We start from the raw sequence: 16,662 nt of genomic DNA, 5'->3' as shown, positions 1-16,662 counted from the left end.
CTTCAATTGCAACTTCATTGGCTAAGTTTAAGCTCATAAACACTCCTAAAATCTAAGTCTCTGGCCACAAACACATTGATGTGTTCCCCTTGGTTTTTATACAAAGTTGGTTTGATATGAATCGAGTCTTGAAGTGCAATAGAAGCGAGATCTTTAGTACCTCCAATGGTGTCTCCGAATTGGATTTTGTTGCTATTCCCTTTGGATTTATTGGCGTAATAAGTGCCGACATCACCAATCAAACTGAGTAGCATGGCACTGCCAAATCGCTGTCCAAAATGACCATCGACATAACCTGTGTGACCGCTACGACCAAGGCTATCCGTTCCCGGTGAAGCTAAATCCAAAATCACGCCTGTTGGAGTTTCGATGCGATCCCACAATACAAAAATTCGAGCTTGTCCTTGCTCTAATCCAGCTTGGTATTCACCAACAATATGACTGCCTTTTTCGAGCAGCAATACCTTGCCATTGGTAGAGTAAATATCACGACTTAATTGACAACGGGTCATGCCTGCTACGTCGCTGCTAATGGCGGTTTCTAAAATGCAGTCGAGAAATGCGCCTTTGGTAATAAACAAGTTGGGATCAATGATGCGACTGGCGATACTGCCTTGAATCTTGGAGGCTTGCAGTTGTTGGTTTAGTGAGTGGCTATCAGGTTGTGCTTGGTTTAAGTCAGGCAAAGACTCTCGCTGTTGGATGTTTCTTGAAACTGTTTGTTGTGAGCTGTTATTCAATACCAATAAATCATCGAGCTGTTTTCGCTGTTGTGGTGTGAGAGTTTTCTTCTGACCGCTTAAACGAGCTAAATGACTGAATTGCGGTGAGTTTGGTTCGTCTAATTGCCCAGTATGAATAATTGAGCTTTTATCTGCGGTTGGTGTTGTTGCTTTAGTGGGTTTTGAGTGCTGTTCAGGTTCTGGTGGCGCACCCAAATGATCGGCAATGGTGTAATGATGTTGGGCTGAGTTGCTATCAGATTTAGCATGACTAAAACCACCATTGATGGCGACTAGCAGCACAATCATCAAGCAAGCAATAACGAACATCACCGCTTTGGTGAGCCATGAGTTGTTTTGAACTCGATTACCTAACTCTGGAACGGGATTAGATGACAGTTCTTCAACTTGATTTGATGATGATTCAGTCATGCTTTACCCCCCCGTCTTTTAGCAATGCGCTTCACTTGTGGGATCTGTGTTTTTTGATAGCTTGCTGGCTGTTCTGCATCAAAGGATTGGTTAAATAAACACAGGACTAATTGGCCTTGTCGTAACACTAATCGTCTTACCACGCGCCTGATCACTATGGTGTTGGGAAAATCTGGATTGATGTGGCTATTAATCAAACTTTCACTGTTATCACTATTGACGGTATACACCGCAGGTAAGTCTTGCTTGGGGTCAAATTTAAGGTAAGTAAAGCGGCCATCATCAAAGGTCGATACAGGCAGAATGGCTTTATCGCCTTTATAGAAATAGTTTTGGTTATTCACCTGTGGTGAAGTGTGACGGTTAAGTTGATCGTCAAGTAACTGCTGTTGGTTGTGTTGATGTAGCTGAGTTTTAAGATCATCAGGATAGATAAAATCTACCGCAAACATCATATTACGGCTCGTAGCTTGATTGCTGTTTTTAAGCTGTGACGCATTTAACTCAAATTGGTACACATGGCGATTAGTCAGCACCGTCATATTGGTAATGGCTTGCTGCGCTTTAGGCTTGATAAAGATGTGATTATCTACTGGCGTTACACTCCAAGCGGCACTGTCACCCATCGCAATTTGTTTGATGGCTTCACCTCTGGCAAAAGCAATATCGGTGGCAAAGCCATAATGACCTACCAATTTCACCACTTGTTGAGGATTAAAATTGATGTGGCGTACTCGTCTGTCAAAATGGCCGATATGTGGGGTTTCAAGGGCAAATGAAGTAGAACAGAATATAAGTAACGTCATGCCTGCGAAGGCAGGCATCCAGAGACTTTTGCTTTTATTGAGTTTCAAAGGCACTAGGCACCTGCCTTCGCAGGTGCGACGGAGAAGATTGCTTAAACCACACACCCTAATCTCCTCCCGTAGCTTGATCATTGCGATAGCTCAGTACTTGAAAACCGAGAGGATTGAGTTGTCTGTCTCCTACCGACATTGGCGCATTACGGTAAGTGAAGGTGATGGTGGTAACCCAATGAGTTAACGGATGGTCTTCACCGACTTGTTTAACTTGCTTGGTATAACGGACTAACGCCGTTGTGGTTGATTCACCATTCGTTTGGTCGTGAGCGATAAAGCTAATGGCGTTCACTTTGATCAGTACTTGTGCTGATTGACCATAAAGATTAATTGGTGCTTTGGGATTAGATTTGGGATCAGTTTGTAAGCCGTAATCTTGCTGAACGTTTTCATCAGACATCAAGCCGATAAGCTTTCTGTCATAACTTCGGGTTTGCCACTGGTAGCCTTCTCGATGGCGTATGTATTGAGCTAAGAAATATTTGTCTAGGACTTCCTGAGCCTGTTGTTTCACTTGCCCTTTGCTGGTTAAGGTGGAAATCACATCCACAAAGCCTGTGTTGTTATCGACTCGAATCACAAAAGGCTCGATGGATTTTAGTGGCATTAAGGTGATCAAACTAATCGCCAAAAGAGTGGTAATCAAAGCCAGCAACAAACAGCATTTCCAAGCTCGTTGCTCAGATTGTTTGATTTTGACATTCAGCTCAGCATCCCACCCTCTGGCTTCAGCAAAGTATTTCTGAAGTAGCTGCTTATCAGTAAGTTGCTGCTCAAGTTCAGTCATGGCGAACCTCAACAGGCTTAACGACAATTGGCTTTACGTTCACAGGCTTGAGTCTTTTACCATCATCTTTACAGTGCGGTGGTTTGGGCATGCTTGAGCAATGGGTTAACAGTAGGATGAAGCACGCTGATAAGAATTTTTTCATTGTTCACTTTCTCCCGAAATGCTGTTACCACCAAAGCGTTGTTGATAGGCACGATAGCCCGAACCAACTGGTTTCATTGGAGCTGAAAGAGCTTGACCTGTGTAATTCAAATCTCTTCTGAGAGTGCGGTATTGATGTCGTAAGGTTGTCGGACGCATAGCATGGAGACTGTTAGATATCGCACCATGTGCCGCAATCGCCACGCCACCGCCAAGGGCTGAGGCCATGGCAGGAATTTGCTTCATCACTAAGATGCACAGTCCCATGACGATGCACAGCATGGAGCTGTCGCTTAGCGTAGTTAAAGCGGCATGGTTATGAGAAATTTGTGCAAGATATTTAGAGGCTACTGTAGTCATCAACTGTCCTGACGATACGCCAAGCAATAAGATGAAGCCGAAGTTAAGCACCATACCCAACCAGCTTTCAAAGAAGCGTTGTGTCGCTTGAAACAAAAGTAGAACAAAGAAAGCTGGACCGATGGCCAACAACACACTGACCATGACTTTGCTAAGCAAAATAAAGAACGCCACTAATAAAGTCAGGCAACCACCGATGGTTAATATGCCCATCGCCAGAATGTACATGCCGAAATTGCCATTCATCACGCCACCTTGTCGCCATGCATTATCGGCAAGGATGAGGATTTGACCGAACAAGTGATCTAGCAGCTGCGCTGCATTTTGGGTTTTGGTGCCAGACACAACCGCCGCTAAAAACTGTGGTGTTTCACTTAAAAAGCGCACCACGGTTTGGTTGTAATGACCAACGGTTAATCCCAAAGTCAAAATAAATCCAATCCGAATGATGCGAAAAAAGCCCTCTTGTAATGGCTCCTGACTGCGACCAAACATCATTGAGTAGCCCCAGATCGCGACCCACAAAATCATCATGCTGGTAAACACAGGAATTAAGTATTGGATCAGCCTTGCCGAGCCTTGTTGCACATAATTGTGCAAGGCTTGATCCACCAAGCTGAAAATACTGCGATACAAATTACTGGTAGCCGCCATCATGATTACTCTTTGGGATGAGCCATATTTGCAGGTAACGGCACAGGATCGCCTGCCACAATGTCATTTGCCGCTTGTTGAGCGTTGATGCATTCAGGGTGATTGCGATATTTAGCCGGATTGTTGCTGCACTGAGTTAAGGTTTGCATCAAGATTTTTTGATGCGTTTTGAACCAAGCCACATCATGGGCTTGGCTTTGATGGTTATGGTGATTGCTCATTTTTGAACAGCCAGCCAATAAGCTGATGAATAGTGAAATGACAATAAGATTGATGGTTTTCATGCAGAGTCCTCATTTGATAAGAGTGGTTCTGCCATCCGTGGTGGGTTAATTCCAATTCACATTAATCGGGTGTAATTCGCCAGCCGATTCAATCGCCATTTGGGTAATACGTTGCTGGGCGAGTGCATCACTGGCTTGTGCTTGAGCTTTCATCAATTGCAATTTGGCTTGTTCATTGGAAAGCATGGCGTTTTCGGCTTGAATTCGAGCTTGTAAGTCTTGAATATCTTTTTGCTGTGGCGCTTGTCCTATCTTGTTGATAAGCCTTGTCAGTTGGTCATATCTAACTTGGGTTTCTTGCAGAGACAATTGGGTTTGACCTAACCAACGCCCACGGTAGCGATTGATGTCATCAAACAAGCTTGCGCTGTCACCACCCAGTTTTAACCACTCGCTATTGTGTAAGCCTTGTTGTTTGAGAGTGAGATTGGGATCAACTTTAACTGCTACGTCATAAACGGAATCAATGGCATCGCTCATTCCAGTGATACCATTAATGCTACTGAGTTGACGTTTAGCGGTATCAAGCTGCTGTTTTAGGGTGTTGATTTCTTCCAGTAAGTGACGTATTTCAATGATTTTTTGATGCAGGTTAGCAATGTCAATCACTGGAAAAGCGAAACAAGGTAATGGCAGTAATAACATCATCATCAACAATAACCGTTTCATGCTTTACCTCGCTGATCATGCAAGGCATTGAAGTATTCAGGTAGCCAGTCTTTGGGATCACTGCCTGCGGTTTCCACTATCTGATACATCAAATTGACTTTATCGATCGTGCCTGAAATCACCGCCAGTTCGTCATCAAAGCCGTTTAAATCCAGCTTGGCTACCACACTTTCATGACCTTGTTTGATTATAAATTGGCGGGAGTTCGGCTGTAGCTCCGTGCTAATAAGCTCAAATTCACGTTCAGTTAGATGAAGACCATCCATATAATCATCACGCCGAGCTTTGGGATTGGGCATTAAAATTAGAGTGGCGCATTGCTCAATCAAGGTATGAGCTATGGGTGAGTTCAGCACGTCCTTAACCGATTGTGTGCCATACACCATAATGCCGTTTTGTTTACGAATGACTTTTTGCTTGTTTTGAGCTAAATCTTCAAAGTATTCATCAGCCAGTAGTTTCCAAAATTCATCCATAAAAACTTGCAACTTGCGACCATCAATGAGTTTTTCAATGCGATAAAACAGATACATCACAATCGGTGTGCGAATTTCTTCAATATCTAAAAACTCTGTAACATCAAAGCCAAATAAGGTTTGATTAGTGATAGATAGCTCATCAACCTCATTATCCAAAACCCAGGATAGTTCACCACCACGACACCATTTTTGTAATCTTGAACTACAACCATTTGGGTCAACGGGATCAAGAAATTCCAAACATCGACTTAAACGGCGTTGCGGCTTAGGTAAACTCATTACGCCTTTTACGGCATCAGCTAAGTCTTGTTGATGTTGATGAGCTAAGTCACTTCCACAAAGTTTGGAGACTAATGAAGTGATAAACAGAATATTGTCGGCGGTGGGTTCAAGCTGAAAAGGATTAAAGCCAGTGGATTTTCCCATTTGCAGTGGTAGATATAGTCCTTGAGTGGCACGAACGTAGATTTCTAAACCACGGTCTTTATCGAAGATGATTTGTGTTGGCTGATACTTCTTACTTTGGGAAATCAAAAAGCCTTGCAGCACCGTTTTACCTGAGCCAGAAGCACCGATGATTAAGGTGTTACCTAAAGCGTGATGCTCATCCTTGAGCAAGTCTTCCTTATCTTCACGACTTTCATGAACTAGGACTTGGTTTAACCGCTGCTCTTGTGGATGAGAGTGGACTTCATGAAAGTTGAAGTAGTATGGCGCACCAGACGCTGTTTGCAATACTGTTACCGCATCGCCCCATTGATTGCCGTAAACTTGGCCAGAAGGGTAATTATGAAAACTGCAAAATCCGGCAAAGTTACGAGAAGAAATTCGAGCTGGGCGAGGACGATAGCGACTGTTTGCAGGAAGCTGAGAGTAGAACGCTGATTGAATAGATAAATCATCTCTGGTGAGAATAATGGCTTGGTCGGCCAGCTCAGATTTTAGTGCTGAAAGATACTTATTAAGGGCTTCTGTCGTGTCAGTCAATGCGGTTAACACCATGTGATGCTCACCATAAACCATGCGCCCAGCGGTTAAATCATCCAACCCAAGATCAATGGCATCGACTTGAGAATGTGCGAAATCTCCTGTGGCTGTCAGCCTTTTTTGTTGGCGCAATAAAATCTCAGTAGCGACAGGTTTGGATAAGAACTGAAAGCTTTGTGTTAACACCAACTCAAACGGTGCTGATAAAAGTGCATTAAGCAAACCCGCTTCGGTGTGTTCAGGGTACTCCTTAATACTTAAACACGCGCCCAAACGGGTTTGCGTAATGCCTTTCAAGGCAAAGGTGTTATCAGAAAAAAGTGGTCTGACTCTGGATAATGACTTTGAAATATCTTTAGTCGTAATGGCTCTGGGCTGCCACTCGCCATTGGTCAGATAGTCTAAGAGTGTCAGTAAGTCGCTGTAAAATATTTTCCCTTTTATTTTGCCTTCATTGATAACGTCCTTACTGTAGATACCTAACCGTTTTGGCTGATAGCTTTCCAATGATGATAAAACAGTACTAACAACGTCATTTAACGCTGATATCGCTTGCTTTTGTTCGGCAAGTAACTGTTCAACAGTGGGAGACTTTACTTTTAACTTTGATTTTAGCGGTACATTGGCATCACGGTAGATAACGGTTAGGTAAAGCTCATTAACCATCAACTGGCTCTGACAGATTTTTTTGATGTATTTCTGATTTAACTGCTTATCAAAATCCGAAATAAACTCACCTGTGGGAACGACTTTAGCTCCTCGACGAATAAGATGCGTCCATAAACATACATGAGGGCTGGCGATGTTACGTAGCATCAAATTGAATTGCTCTTTCCACAGATTTACTTGCTCAGGATCTGCCGATTCATGCGCTACACCTTGCAATTTGATGATCTGCAAATAATCTCCGCTATGGGTTTTGATGGTGTGTTCGTCTACATGTGCTTGGTAAGGAATAAACTCATCAACGGAGTTTTCTCGCTGCCACTGCTTAGTGAGCTTTTCGATGGCTATTGCACTCATAGTATTCTCCCTTTATTTCGGGTGTTCACAATAGGACTGGCACTGGCGAAACCTAAATCACGCCAGCACACGGATTTAGCCTTGGTGTTCATCCATAACTTGAGTAAACGAAACATCATGGGATCACGCAAACACAGTGAATACATAAGCGCATGAAGGGGAAAATACAGCAATAAAACGAAAGGGTTTTTAGTGGCTATCATTAGTACTGTAACGACTGATGCCGCAATGATAATGCCGTCTAAAGTTACGCCCCATTTCATCGCAGGACGAGTCACAGCCACAAATAAAGGATCACGAAAGTCAGTAGAGGACATAATGACTATCCTCTATTTCACAGCAGAAATTATCAGGTCAACAATGGTTGAACCACCAAATACCAGCACTATTCCCGCAATATACTTACCGCAAGTCTCACCAGTAATGCGACCAAACCATGCCAGATAACCCAATATGGCAATCCCGATAATCGCAGCACTGCGAGCAATACCATTGGTAAGAAGTTGCATTACCCAATCGACGCCTTCAGAAATGGGATCGGCAAAGACAAGTTCGGGAGTCAGCAGCAAAATAGAAATCAAAAAAAGATGGGCGACCAGCGCTCGAGAACTGCTTGATTGAATCGAATTTATGGCAGTGGTGTTGAGTGAGTTTACTTTCATTATCGACTCCAAACATATGCCCAAATTTAGGGCTAGAGTTATTTATGAAAGACACTTCACATCCATGAAAGTATCAGGTTTTCATTTGTTGAAACCGATACTTGCATCGAGGGAAAGAACTGTAAACATGCTGAGAAAAAGAAAATTTCAAATGCACCCAAATGCACCCCAATGTATCTATTTAAGATCAGGATAGGCATGATGGCTGAGAAAAATCAACGATGATAGAGCTGAACGTATTCACTGTTATAAGTAAATACATTCATGTTTATTTTATTTACTGAAAACTATCAATAATTTGATCAATACGGTCTTGGTTAAAGCCTTTGAAATCGATCATTTCTCCCATCGTTATAAGCTGTTCCTTGTTAGGATAACGTAAGGTTCGAAGATCAGTAGCATTTACTTGTGTATGACCGTTCATTTGACGAAAGTACTTATCTACCAAGCTACTATTTAAAAACACCCATAAGCCTTTGGCTACTTCATGCTCTAATGGCTTACCCATTGCGTGAAAGTAGTTAGTTTTGTTCTCGAAACCGACAACTTCTACATCAGCGATATCAGGTGTGTAAATTGAAGCAACAATTCTACGCTTTTCCTCTTTGGCTGTGAGCCTACGAGTTAAGACGTAAGTTCCGTTTTGAACCATTAGATTTGCTGTGTTCTCATTGCTTAATAATGCATTAGGCTTTTTTGCATTTTCTATAGGCCATTTAATGGACCCTTTTTGTAAATGCTGAGGAAAGATTAAAGGTACTGAACCAGCCACATAATTAGTACTTAAGTTTTCTCTGGTTCGAAAGTCTACAACTTTTCCTGTACTTGCCTGAATGCCAAGATCTTCAAGCGAGCAGGGCAAACCACCTGCTCTAGCTGCGACATTTTGCTCATCTTCATCAGTAATTATATGAATGAATCGATCAGGGTTATTCTCATTCACCACTCTGTGAAATGGAACCTCATAGACAAGTGGTGTTGGATCTTCTGCACAAGAACTAGAAGTCACAACTACCATACTTCTTTGCGGTTCACCTTTCGTCAAGTGATATACAACATTTTCCTGTAATACTTTGTCAGTTTTAAATGCTGATTTTCGGCTATTGAAAACATGAATCTTATTTAGAGAGCATGAATCTAATAGAAGTCTACGAAAGTCATTAAAGTAAGGGCCGTTACAGAATGAGCGTGGAGTGATCGCGACAAGTTCTCCTCCCTTTTCTAAAAGTTTTATGGCCAACCCAACGAACGCTGAATACAGGTTTCCGGTTTCAAAACCAACTTTCCTAAGGGCTTTTCTTTCTGTACCTTTTGCTGAGATTTTCAAATAAGGTGGGTTAAGGACAGCCTTATTGAATGAAGGCTTGAATGTATCGTTTTGAAGTGTTTCTACTGCGTTCAGAATGAAGTCTTCTTCGATAATAGTTTGTTTCCACTGAACACTATTGACTTCGCATGAAGTTGAGCAATATTTTAGTGTATCTGATAAATACTGATTCATTATGCTTGATAGCTCAAAACAAGTTGAGTCAATACTTGTTGCATCGCTTTTCGCTCGTTCAACAAAAGCAGCTGTTAAAGAGCCTACCCCTGCTCCAGCATCTAGAAGCCGATGTTCACCATCAACATTTTCAAACATATCTGCGAGAAGCTTCGATACAGCAGAAGATGACATGAACTGACCTAATTTTCCTCTAAGTTTTTCATCAAGCTTTTGATTCGCTTCTACTCTATTGGCATCTGCAATGTCATTTAAATTTAGTGGAAATTGTTGAGAAAATTCAGTCATACATGTTTATTTATACAGTGGTGATTTGTTGGGGGAAGTATCGCAAAAAACCTGCACAAAAGGAAGAATAAAACCTGCACATAGGTTACATTGTAGAGCTTATTACTTTAGTTGCTGAAAGTTATAGAAAATGAAAGAAATAAAACTAGAACAAGCAAAAGAAATACTCAAAGCATTTGGATTACCAAAGCAACAATATAACGATAGATCTGCTTGGGTTTTCTTAGCTCTCGCTAATGTAAAACCAAAGGACGATTGGAGTGTTGCTACAGCGCCACTTTTACCAACTGTTGATATCATGGACTTTATCCGATCTGAATATGGAAAGGATTATAAGCCAAACTCTCGTGAAACGATTAGAAGGCAAACTTTACATCAATTTGATCAAGCTCAAATCGTTGATAGAAACCGTGATAATCCTGCTAGAGCAACGAATAGCAAAGATAATAACTATTCGTTGAACCAGCCAATTATAGACATTCTCCATGCTTACCCTGATGGCAATTGGAAAGAGTTAGTGGATAAATTTCTTATGAATGTCCCTACTTTACAAGCCATGTACCAGAGGACTATAAATAGAGAAAAAATTCCGGTGCACTTGCCTGATGGGAGTGAAATTAAGCTTTCTCCGGGAGCTCATAACCAACTTCATGCTGATATCATACATGAGTTTTGTCCACGTTTTGTTGGTGAAGCTGGGAAGGTTCTTTATATCGGTGATACAGCAAGTAGCCGTAATGAAGGTGGTAAACATATGGTTTTAGAAGTTGACTACTTAGAATCTTTGAATGTTCCTCCCATGTCGCACGATAAGCTACCCGATATTGTTGTTTATGATGAAAAACGTCATTGGTTGTTCTTAATTGAGGCGGTAACAAGTCACGGACCAGTAAGTCCCAAGAGGTGGTTAGAACTTGAAGAAGCTTTAAAAGACTGCTCTGTTGGGCGTGTGTACGTTACAGCATTTCCTCATAGGACTGAATTTAGAAAAAATGCAGCAGATATTGCTTGGGAAACTGAGGTATGGATTGCTGAAAACCCTGATCATATGATTCATTTCAACGGTGATCGATTTCTTGGACCACATGACACTACAAAGGAGTAAAGTTTGCCTAGCATAGTTAATCAATATGGATGGATTATTCTTGATATTCCAGAGTCGGCTGAAGAGAAAGCTATCGCGCTTAGGAAGAGTCGAGATGAGAAATATGGCAATATCTACACAGAAGAAAAAACGGATGAGCGCTGGGTTGGGGATCTAGGCGAGTTCGTACTTAAATCATTTTTGAGTTACCGTGGCATAGATCGAAGTAACTACCAATGGATTTTAGAAGATGCCGCAGGAAAAGCTGACTTTATAATGATGGATGGTTCTTTGCTTGATGTAAAAACGGTGAAGCGAAAAGTACCGGTCCAGTCAAGCTATACAGCACAAATTACAGCCCAACATATTAATGAGGATGTACAGCATTACTTTTTTATGTCTTATCAAAATAGTGAAAAAAAGATGACTCTGTTGGGTGGCATTTCTAAAAGTGAATTTAAAAGGCATGCTGTTTACTACGGGGAGGGGGCACAAGTTCACAGTAACTATACGATTAGAAAAGGACATGAAATATATAATATCGATGTAACTAAACTAATTCCCCCACATCAGTGGTTAGATCAGTTCATTTAAGCCCTAAAAGCTGGTTAAGACAAGGACATTTTAAGTGTATAAAAATGCTTCTGTTCTTTGAATGATTGAACTAATTCTATCGCGATGAAAGTATAAGCATAGTCTCTCGAACATAATGAGTTACTATCACATTTTTGGACAAAAGCCAGTTAGAGCATAAACTCTAACTATTGCTGTTGCTTGCGTACATTTATAACAAAAATACAGTGTTCCTCACTCAAAAAATCTAAAATCAAAATCTAGTTCTCATGTTCAACAAGTAACGGCTGAATAAGAGTTATGTTAACTAGATTTTAGATATTACCGTTAAAACCGTTTACTGCTCTTTTTGGCTGTTTTAGGTTGACGCCCTTGTAACAGGCGAATAGTTTCATCATCTTTTTGAGCTTTAGCTAACTCAAGTGGCGTTTGGCTTTGTGATTGAATACTGATATCGACATTGGCTTTTAGCAGTTGTTTTATTACTTCCGTTTTTCTTTGCAGAGTGGCCAAATAAAGTGGTGTCATGCTCAAAGCTGATGAAAGGTTGACATCGGCTCCTTGCTCTATCAAATAATGAACAATATGTGTTTGCCCTGATGCACAGGCAAGGTGCAATAGGCTAACCTTATCTCCAGTAAGATGATGTGGTAATAACTGGTTAACATTAAAGTTATTAGGTGATATTTGTTTTAATCTTGCAAGGTCACCCTCAATACAAGCACTTTTCAAGCGTAAAGCCAGTTCTTCACTCAATTCATTTACTACTGGTAGAGTCTGAAGTTTTAATGGCTTCGGTGAAGGTGAGACTGGCGGTGCTGCACTCGGTAGCGGTGGTTTAGTTGAATTTGCGCTTGGTACTTCAGCCTTAACTGTAAAAGTTCTATCTTCCGCTAAGCTTCTTTGCTCAAGCTCCCTAAAACTAACCACAGCACTTGATTGGATTTTAGAAGCATCATGTTGAGGGCTATTATTTGCGACATAATATTGTGCATTTGATTTTACGTTCAAATCTCGAGCTGCTTGTTGCATGACCCCAGTTATACCTTCACTCCCTTTCTGTATCGCATCTTCAGTAATTTTACAGGCTTCATCGAGCCCCTCTTCCGTCTTTTTCAAAGTAAGACCTTGAGCCTGCATTTGTCGTTTTACAAAATAAATAAGCAGAGCTATTGGAATGCTTATAAGGGTTACACCTACAACTGTGCCGACCACTCCACCAATCACTCGAACAATACTATTATCGTTTGTGGGATTATCAACTGTAGGAGCCCTAGTAACTGATCTGATGTATTCAAGAATCGCAGAGGTTAACTCTTCGTCTGTTATCGCTTTAAAGCTATTATATTGCGTATCTGAAGCCGCTGCTTGAGGGAGTAATAAACAACGTTTTTCTTCAGGAAAAAACGGTAAAATATCCTTAATTTGAATGACACTATCATTCAGCCTAATTTGCAAATCTTGCCCTAGTGATAATCCCGCATTACCAAAGTCAGGATAACGATTAAAAGCTGACGCTACTTCACTGATTGATGTAGGTGACATTTGCGCCATAAAGCTATCAATTCGTGCCGAGCAATCATCAAGCGTAACATTGGCCGTAGCATTTGCTGCATCATATGCATCTTGAAATACCTCAAGCGACAATTGCCTCCAAGTATGTTCATCATTTATACAGCCGTGTTCTTTAAAATAGTCTTCGGGTAGCTTCTCAACAATGCTTTCCCATGTGACATATTCATCATCAAACACTAAATCCGTACCATTGAGCTTTATGGTGCGATTTTGACTTATTTGATTTTCTATTTCTTCTGCTGTGATGACAGTACCGTATCTTTTCGGTGGCACTGCATCAGCACACTCTTGAGCTATTGGCGCTGGAGGAGTAGCATTGAAAGCTTGTTGTAAATCAGCTTGAGTGAGTCTTTGTAATTGTGCTGAGCCTTCCAATTCGCCAAGGCAAATGGCATTGGGAAAGAGTTGGTTTAATGTTTTTGTGAACTGACTGAGGTTAACAGCTTTTGAAGTACCATCTGAAAATAAGGTGCTCTCATCAACAGTGGCTAGCGCTCTAGCATTGGCTTGAGTTGGTATACTCTCAATTGGTACTCCAAGTTGACTTTCTTCTTCTGCAACAAACGCAGTATCTTCATCACATAGTAGGTTTAGGTGTTCAGCCGCAGCAGCTTCTACTTCAGATTTGGTTAAATTTTTAAAGGTAGTATGAGCATTGACTGTAGAGTTTTCAGGTAAGGTTTTACACTGTTTTTCTACTGGCAGCTGTTTTGCAATGTCAGCCCAACTAACGTTTGTTCCCTCAACATTAATTTGCTGTGCACCTCCTGTCACCCCATTATTGCCAAATCCTCTGGTTGCGTCTGCGACCGCATCTGCAAGCGGAAGAATGTCATTTTCTGTTACGACCTCTACCCCTTGGCTGCAATCCCCTAATTCGACAGGCGTCGCTACTGGAGCAGACGCATGCGCTTGTATAAGTTCATCGGCACTCACATTTCTAAAGGCAAACTCATCATCTACACAGCTGTTATATGTCAGAGTATTATTGGTAAAGTGGGCTGTTAGGTTACGCCAAGTGACACCATCGTGTGATTCGGTACTATAGACAATATCGGTAGGTTCAAGCTTAACTGATGGTGAGTGATTAAACGTATCTGCAACACTTTGGAGTGAAACCACATTACCAAATCTTCTTAGTGACACAGAGTTTGAACACTGTTGGGGGGCATTTGGCGTTGCCGCAAACGCTTCTAATAATGCACTCTGAGAAACAGATGCCAAATTTAATGGGGACGAGCTACTAGCACCACAATAACTATTAGCTTGCGGATATAAAGTTCGAATGCTCGTAAGCAAATTCTCAAGATATACAACCTTACCATTATGACTTAACAGAATAAAAGGACCTGTATGTTCCAATTCTAAGTAGGGGTAGTCTTGATGAGAAGTAACGGTTGATAAGAGGGTGGCTCTTATTGGAAAATGAAAAGGGAGGTTTAGTACTTTTGTACGTATATCATTTAGAAAATCACAATAGTTCTGAAATGCATTGGCTAGATCGCCTTGTGTGATCGCTTTATATGCATCATTTATATGAGATTGTTGAGCAGGTAGTTTGGAACATCGTTTAGATGACGATAGCGATTGTCTTAAATGGCTTCGGCGCAAATACGCATTACCATGCTGAACGTACTCTGTAGAGACCAATCTAACCCCAACTTGGCCATAATAGGGGCTTTGGGTTGTATACGATTCAGCGATCGCCATTAAAGAAATGGTATCATTGACAGGCGTCAGGTTTGGCTCTTCAATCCGTAAAGAACAATCAGACGATGATATCCCAGTCACTTTACTCGCACCATTGAAAGCTGCTTGCAACACTGACATGGATAAACCTCGCCAACGATTAGCGGCACTGACGCAGCCATTGGTAGCATATAACTTTTCCCCATTGTAGCTTACGGCATTAAGCTGCGCTTCCATATGTTGCCAATTGGTATATTGGTTGCCAGAAACGACTATTGAAGCATTTGTAAATTGAACTGGATTGCTAACGGTGGCAAATTTATTTGCGATATCAGTGAGTAATACAGCGCCCCCATAAAGGCTGCTTGGCATATCGCTTGGGTTGGGGCATATTCTAGGGCTAAGTGGTGTGTCTGGGTCATTTAATGCCTGCAGCAAATCATAATATGAAATAAAATCCGTGTTTATCGCCTGCTGCTGTGGTAGACCCGATGCGCAATTAACCCCTGTTTTACCTTGAGCAACAAGCCTATCTCTAAGCGCCCCAAATGAAACTCGCCTATAACCTCCATTGCTCATTACTATGTGGCGAGAGGGGGCATAAATAGCATTATTTATGCCTGATTTAGCTTGAGCAGCTGTGTGGCTTGTGGATATAAATGAAACTGATTGAGGACTATCAGTGAGATTATAACTTTCGGTTGCCTTGCAGCGATAAGCAACTGAATCAGGAGGGCGGCAGGGATTGTTGGTGAAATTGGATGTTAATGATGCTTCAATAGATTCGCTCGCACATGCATAAGTTATGGCAATTCCATTTCCACCACCACAACAAGTTCCAGTAGTTTTGTCATCATTATTTGCCCATGCATTGTAAGCAAATAACAAACCACAGTTTGCCCCCTGTCGACGACCCCGTATTACTATATCGCAGTTAGAATTGACAACTTTTGCGTAATAGTTTCTAGGATAGGTATATCGTGAATCAGGACAAGCTTCAAAAAATGTATTAGGATTGTCGCAGGTTCGAAAATCATGTATTGACCATGGTAAATACCATACCCGACTATCAGAAGCTTGCATTTCAAGGCAATCAACACACGATTTTTTCACTCTTGCGTGTGTTAACGTTGCTTCAGCTGGACTGTCCCCAAGTGTTTCCTCCCGATAATCTTCAGCAACACTCATTAATCGCCTTGATGTTATCTGCTGTTTTGAGCCTGCAGCATATAAGCTTTCAACAGGTTCGTTTGCTTGTATTGGAGGCCTATCTACACTTTGCTGCAATTTATCAATGAGTGAATCCACATCAGATGCATTTAAGCCAGCATCTTGAGGGGGAGACGTAATATTTATTGATGAAGCCATTTCGGGGGCATCATAAGAGGCATCGCTGTTATTATCGGTAACGACATCTGGCTTATCACTTGAGCCAGTGCTTGTGGCTGTTTCTACCGGAATGCTTTTCGCTACATAATTAATGGCACTTTCTGTCGCTTGGCTGGCCGCATAACCTCCTACAAAACCAAATGCGCCGTTACTAATGTGCCTAATGGTACTGTCTTTAGCCACTCCGAGTTCATCCATAACCATATCTGACCCAGTAGCAGTCAATCGACCACCAATCATACCAGCCACCGCTTTGGCTGTTCCTGCTACCATGCTTGATGGTGACGTTGCCGCAATTAGCGCACCTTGCGCAACCGTACTAACAGTGCTACTTGTGTATTGCACGGTTTTAGTTTCTCTTACTGATTCAGGCAGTAAATTTGTGGCTTTCTTTTCCATAAACTGGATTAATTGTCCAGACTTGCTAAAAACAACGCAATAGCCTAATGCCATTACAGCACCACCAACACCACCTGTTGCAAGACCAACTCCGACCCCTA

The 16,662-nt window shown here is 41.6% G+C and carries 14 protein-coding genes; 2 read left to right on the top strand and 12 right to left on the bottom strand.

Going from position 1 to position 16,662, the window contains the following annotated elements:
- Positions 1–14: 14 nt before the first annotated feature.
- From virB10 to D5018_RS17900, 11 genes are all read right to left on the bottom strand, one after another.
- Complete coding sequence (virB10, locus tag D5018_RS17945; protein WP_121840368.1) at positions 15–1,154, bottom strand: type IV secretion system protein VirB10; 1,140 nt, start codon at positions 1,152–1,154, stop codon at positions 15–17.
- Entirely contained in the window at positions 1,151–1,978 is an 828-nt protein-coding gene (virB9, locus tag D5018_RS17940; protein ID WP_165905102.1) for a P-type conjugative transfer protein VirB9, read from the bottom strand. Before virB9 ends, virB10 begins: the two co-directional genes overlap by 4 nt.
- Positions 1,979–2,066: 88 nt before the next feature.
- Positions 2,067–2,801: a VirB8 family type IV secretion system protein gene (locus tag D5018_RS17935; protein WP_121840366.1), complete on the bottom strand. Its 735-nt coding sequence runs from the start codon at positions 2,799–2,801 to the stop codon at positions 2,067–2,069.
- Positions 2,794–2,946 carry a hypothetical protein gene (locus D5018_RS21760; RefSeq protein WP_165905101.1) on the bottom strand — a complete coding sequence of 51 codons (153 nt, stop codon included), beginning with the start codon at positions 2,944–2,946 and terminating at the stop codon, positions 2,794–2,796. The genes D5018_RS17935 and D5018_RS21760 overlap by 8 nt, the downstream gene beginning before the upstream one ends.
- A complete protein-coding gene (locus D5018_RS17930) occupies positions 2,943–3,962 on the bottom strand; it encodes a TrbL/VirB6 family protein (protein WP_243637468.1) in 1,020 nt (339 codons plus the stop codon). The genes D5018_RS21760 and D5018_RS17930 overlap by 4 nt, the downstream gene beginning before the upstream one ends.
- 2 nt (positions 3,963–3,964) lie before the next feature.
- A complete protein-coding gene (locus D5018_RS17925) occupies positions 3,965–4,243 on the bottom strand; it encodes an EexN family lipoprotein (RefSeq protein ID WP_121840365.1) in 279 nt (92 codons plus the stop codon).
- Between the two features lie 45 nt (positions 4,244–4,288).
- The gene (locus D5018_RS17920) at positions 4,289–4,912 is read right to left on the bottom strand and encodes a type IV secretion system protein (RefSeq protein WP_121840364.1); all 624 of its coding nucleotides are present in this window, start codon (positions 4,910–4,912) and stop codon (positions 4,289–4,291) included.
- A complete protein-coding gene (locus D5018_RS17915) occupies positions 4,909–7,401 on the bottom strand; it encodes a VirB4 family type IV secretion/conjugal transfer ATPase (RefSeq protein ID WP_121840363.1) in 2,493 nt (830 codons plus the stop codon). The genes D5018_RS17920 and D5018_RS17915 overlap by 4 nt, the downstream gene beginning before the upstream one ends.
- A complete protein-coding gene (locus tag D5018_RS17910) occupies positions 7,398–7,718 on the bottom strand; it encodes a VirB3 family type IV secretion system protein (RefSeq protein ID WP_121840362.1) in 321 nt (106 codons plus the stop codon). The genes D5018_RS17915 and D5018_RS17910 overlap by 4 nt, the downstream gene beginning before the upstream one ends.
- 12 nt (positions 7,719–7,730) lie before the next feature.
- A complete protein-coding gene (locus tag D5018_RS17905; RefSeq protein ID WP_121840361.1) occupies positions 7,731–8,063 on the bottom strand; it encodes a TrbC/VirB2 family protein in 333 nt (110 codons plus the stop codon).
- Positions 8,064–8,340: 277 nt separating this feature from the next.
- A complete protein-coding gene (locus D5018_RS17900; protein ID WP_121840360.1) occupies positions 8,341–9,852 on the bottom strand; it encodes an Eco57I restriction-modification methylase domain-containing protein in 1,512 nt (503 codons plus the stop codon).
- A gap of 130 nt (positions 9,853–9,982) precedes the next feature.
- On the opposite strand from D5018_RS17900, the gene D5018_RS17895 reads away from it, so the two are divergent.
- Both D5018_RS17895 and D5018_RS17890 read left to right on the top strand, forming a co-directional pair.
- Complete coding sequence (locus tag D5018_RS17895) at positions 9,983–10,957, top strand: BsuBI/PstI family type II restriction endonuclease (RefSeq protein WP_121840359.1); 975 nt, start codon at positions 9,983–9,985, stop codon at positions 10,955–10,957.
- A 3-nt stretch (positions 10,958–10,960) separates the two neighbouring features.
- Positions 10,961–11,530 carry a hypothetical protein gene (locus tag D5018_RS17890; protein WP_121840358.1) on the top strand — a complete coding sequence of 190 codons (570 nt, stop codon included), beginning with the start codon at positions 10,961–10,963 and terminating at the stop codon, positions 11,528–11,530.
- 306 nt (positions 11,531–11,836) lie between these two features.
- Here D5018_RS17890 and D5018_RS17885 read toward each other — a convergent pair.
- Positions 11,837–16,662: ankyrin repeat domain-containing protein (locus D5018_RS17885; RefSeq protein WP_133309332.1), on the bottom strand; the 4,826-nt coding region annotated here is incomplete at its 5' end.

The sequence above is a fragment of the Parashewanella curva genome (genome assembly GCF_003675895.1).
GTDB classification, from domain to species: Bacteria; Pseudomonadota; Gammaproteobacteria; order Enterobacterales; family Shewanellaceae; genus Parashewanella; species Parashewanella curva.
Note: the sequence above shows the minus strand (reverse complement) of the source record. Positions and strands in the feature narration are given on the sequence as shown.

Coding starts and splice junctions, on each gene's coding strand:
- virB10 (WP_121840368.1), bottom strand. CDS start 1,154: ATGACTGAATCATCATCAAATCAAGTTGAAGAACTGTCATCTAATCCC.
- virB9 (WP_165905102.1), bottom strand. CDS start 1,978: ATGCCTGCCTTCGCAGGCATGACGTTACTTATATTCTGTTCTACTTCA.
- D5018_RS17935 (WP_121840366.1), bottom strand. CDS start 2,801: ATGACTGAACTTGAGCAGCAACTTACTGATAAGCAGCTACTTCAGAAA.
- D5018_RS21760 (WP_165905101.1), bottom strand. CDS start 2,946: ATGAAAAAATTCTTATCAGCGTGCTTCATCCTACTGTTAACCCATTGC.
- D5018_RS17930 (WP_243637468.1), bottom strand. CDS start 3,962: ATGATGGCGGCTACCAGTAATTTGTATCGCAGTATTTTCAGCTTGGTG.
- D5018_RS17925 (WP_121840365.1), bottom strand. CDS start 4,243: ATGAAAACCATCAATCTTATTGTCATTTCACTATTCATCAGCTTATTG.
- D5018_RS17920 (WP_121840364.1), bottom strand. CDS start 4,912: ATGAAACGGTTATTGTTGATGATGATGTTATTACTGCCATTACCTTGT.
- D5018_RS17915 (WP_121840363.1), bottom strand. CDS start 7,401: ATGAGTGCAATAGCCATCGAAAAGCTCACTAAGCAGTGGCAGCGAGAA.
- D5018_RS17910 (WP_121840362.1), bottom strand. CDS start 7,718: ATGTCCTCTACTGACTTTCGTGATCCTTTATTTGTGGCTGTGACTCGT.
- D5018_RS17905 (WP_121840361.1), bottom strand. CDS start 8,063: ATGAAAGTAAACTCACTCAACACCACTGCCATAAATTCGATTCAATCA.
- D5018_RS17900 (WP_121840360.1), bottom strand. CDS start 9,852: ATGACTGAATTTTCTCAACAATTTCCACTAAATTTAAATGACATTGCA.
- D5018_RS17895 (WP_121840359.1), top strand. CDS start 9,983: ATGAAAGAAATAAAACTAGAACAAGCAAAAGAAATACTCAAAGCATTT.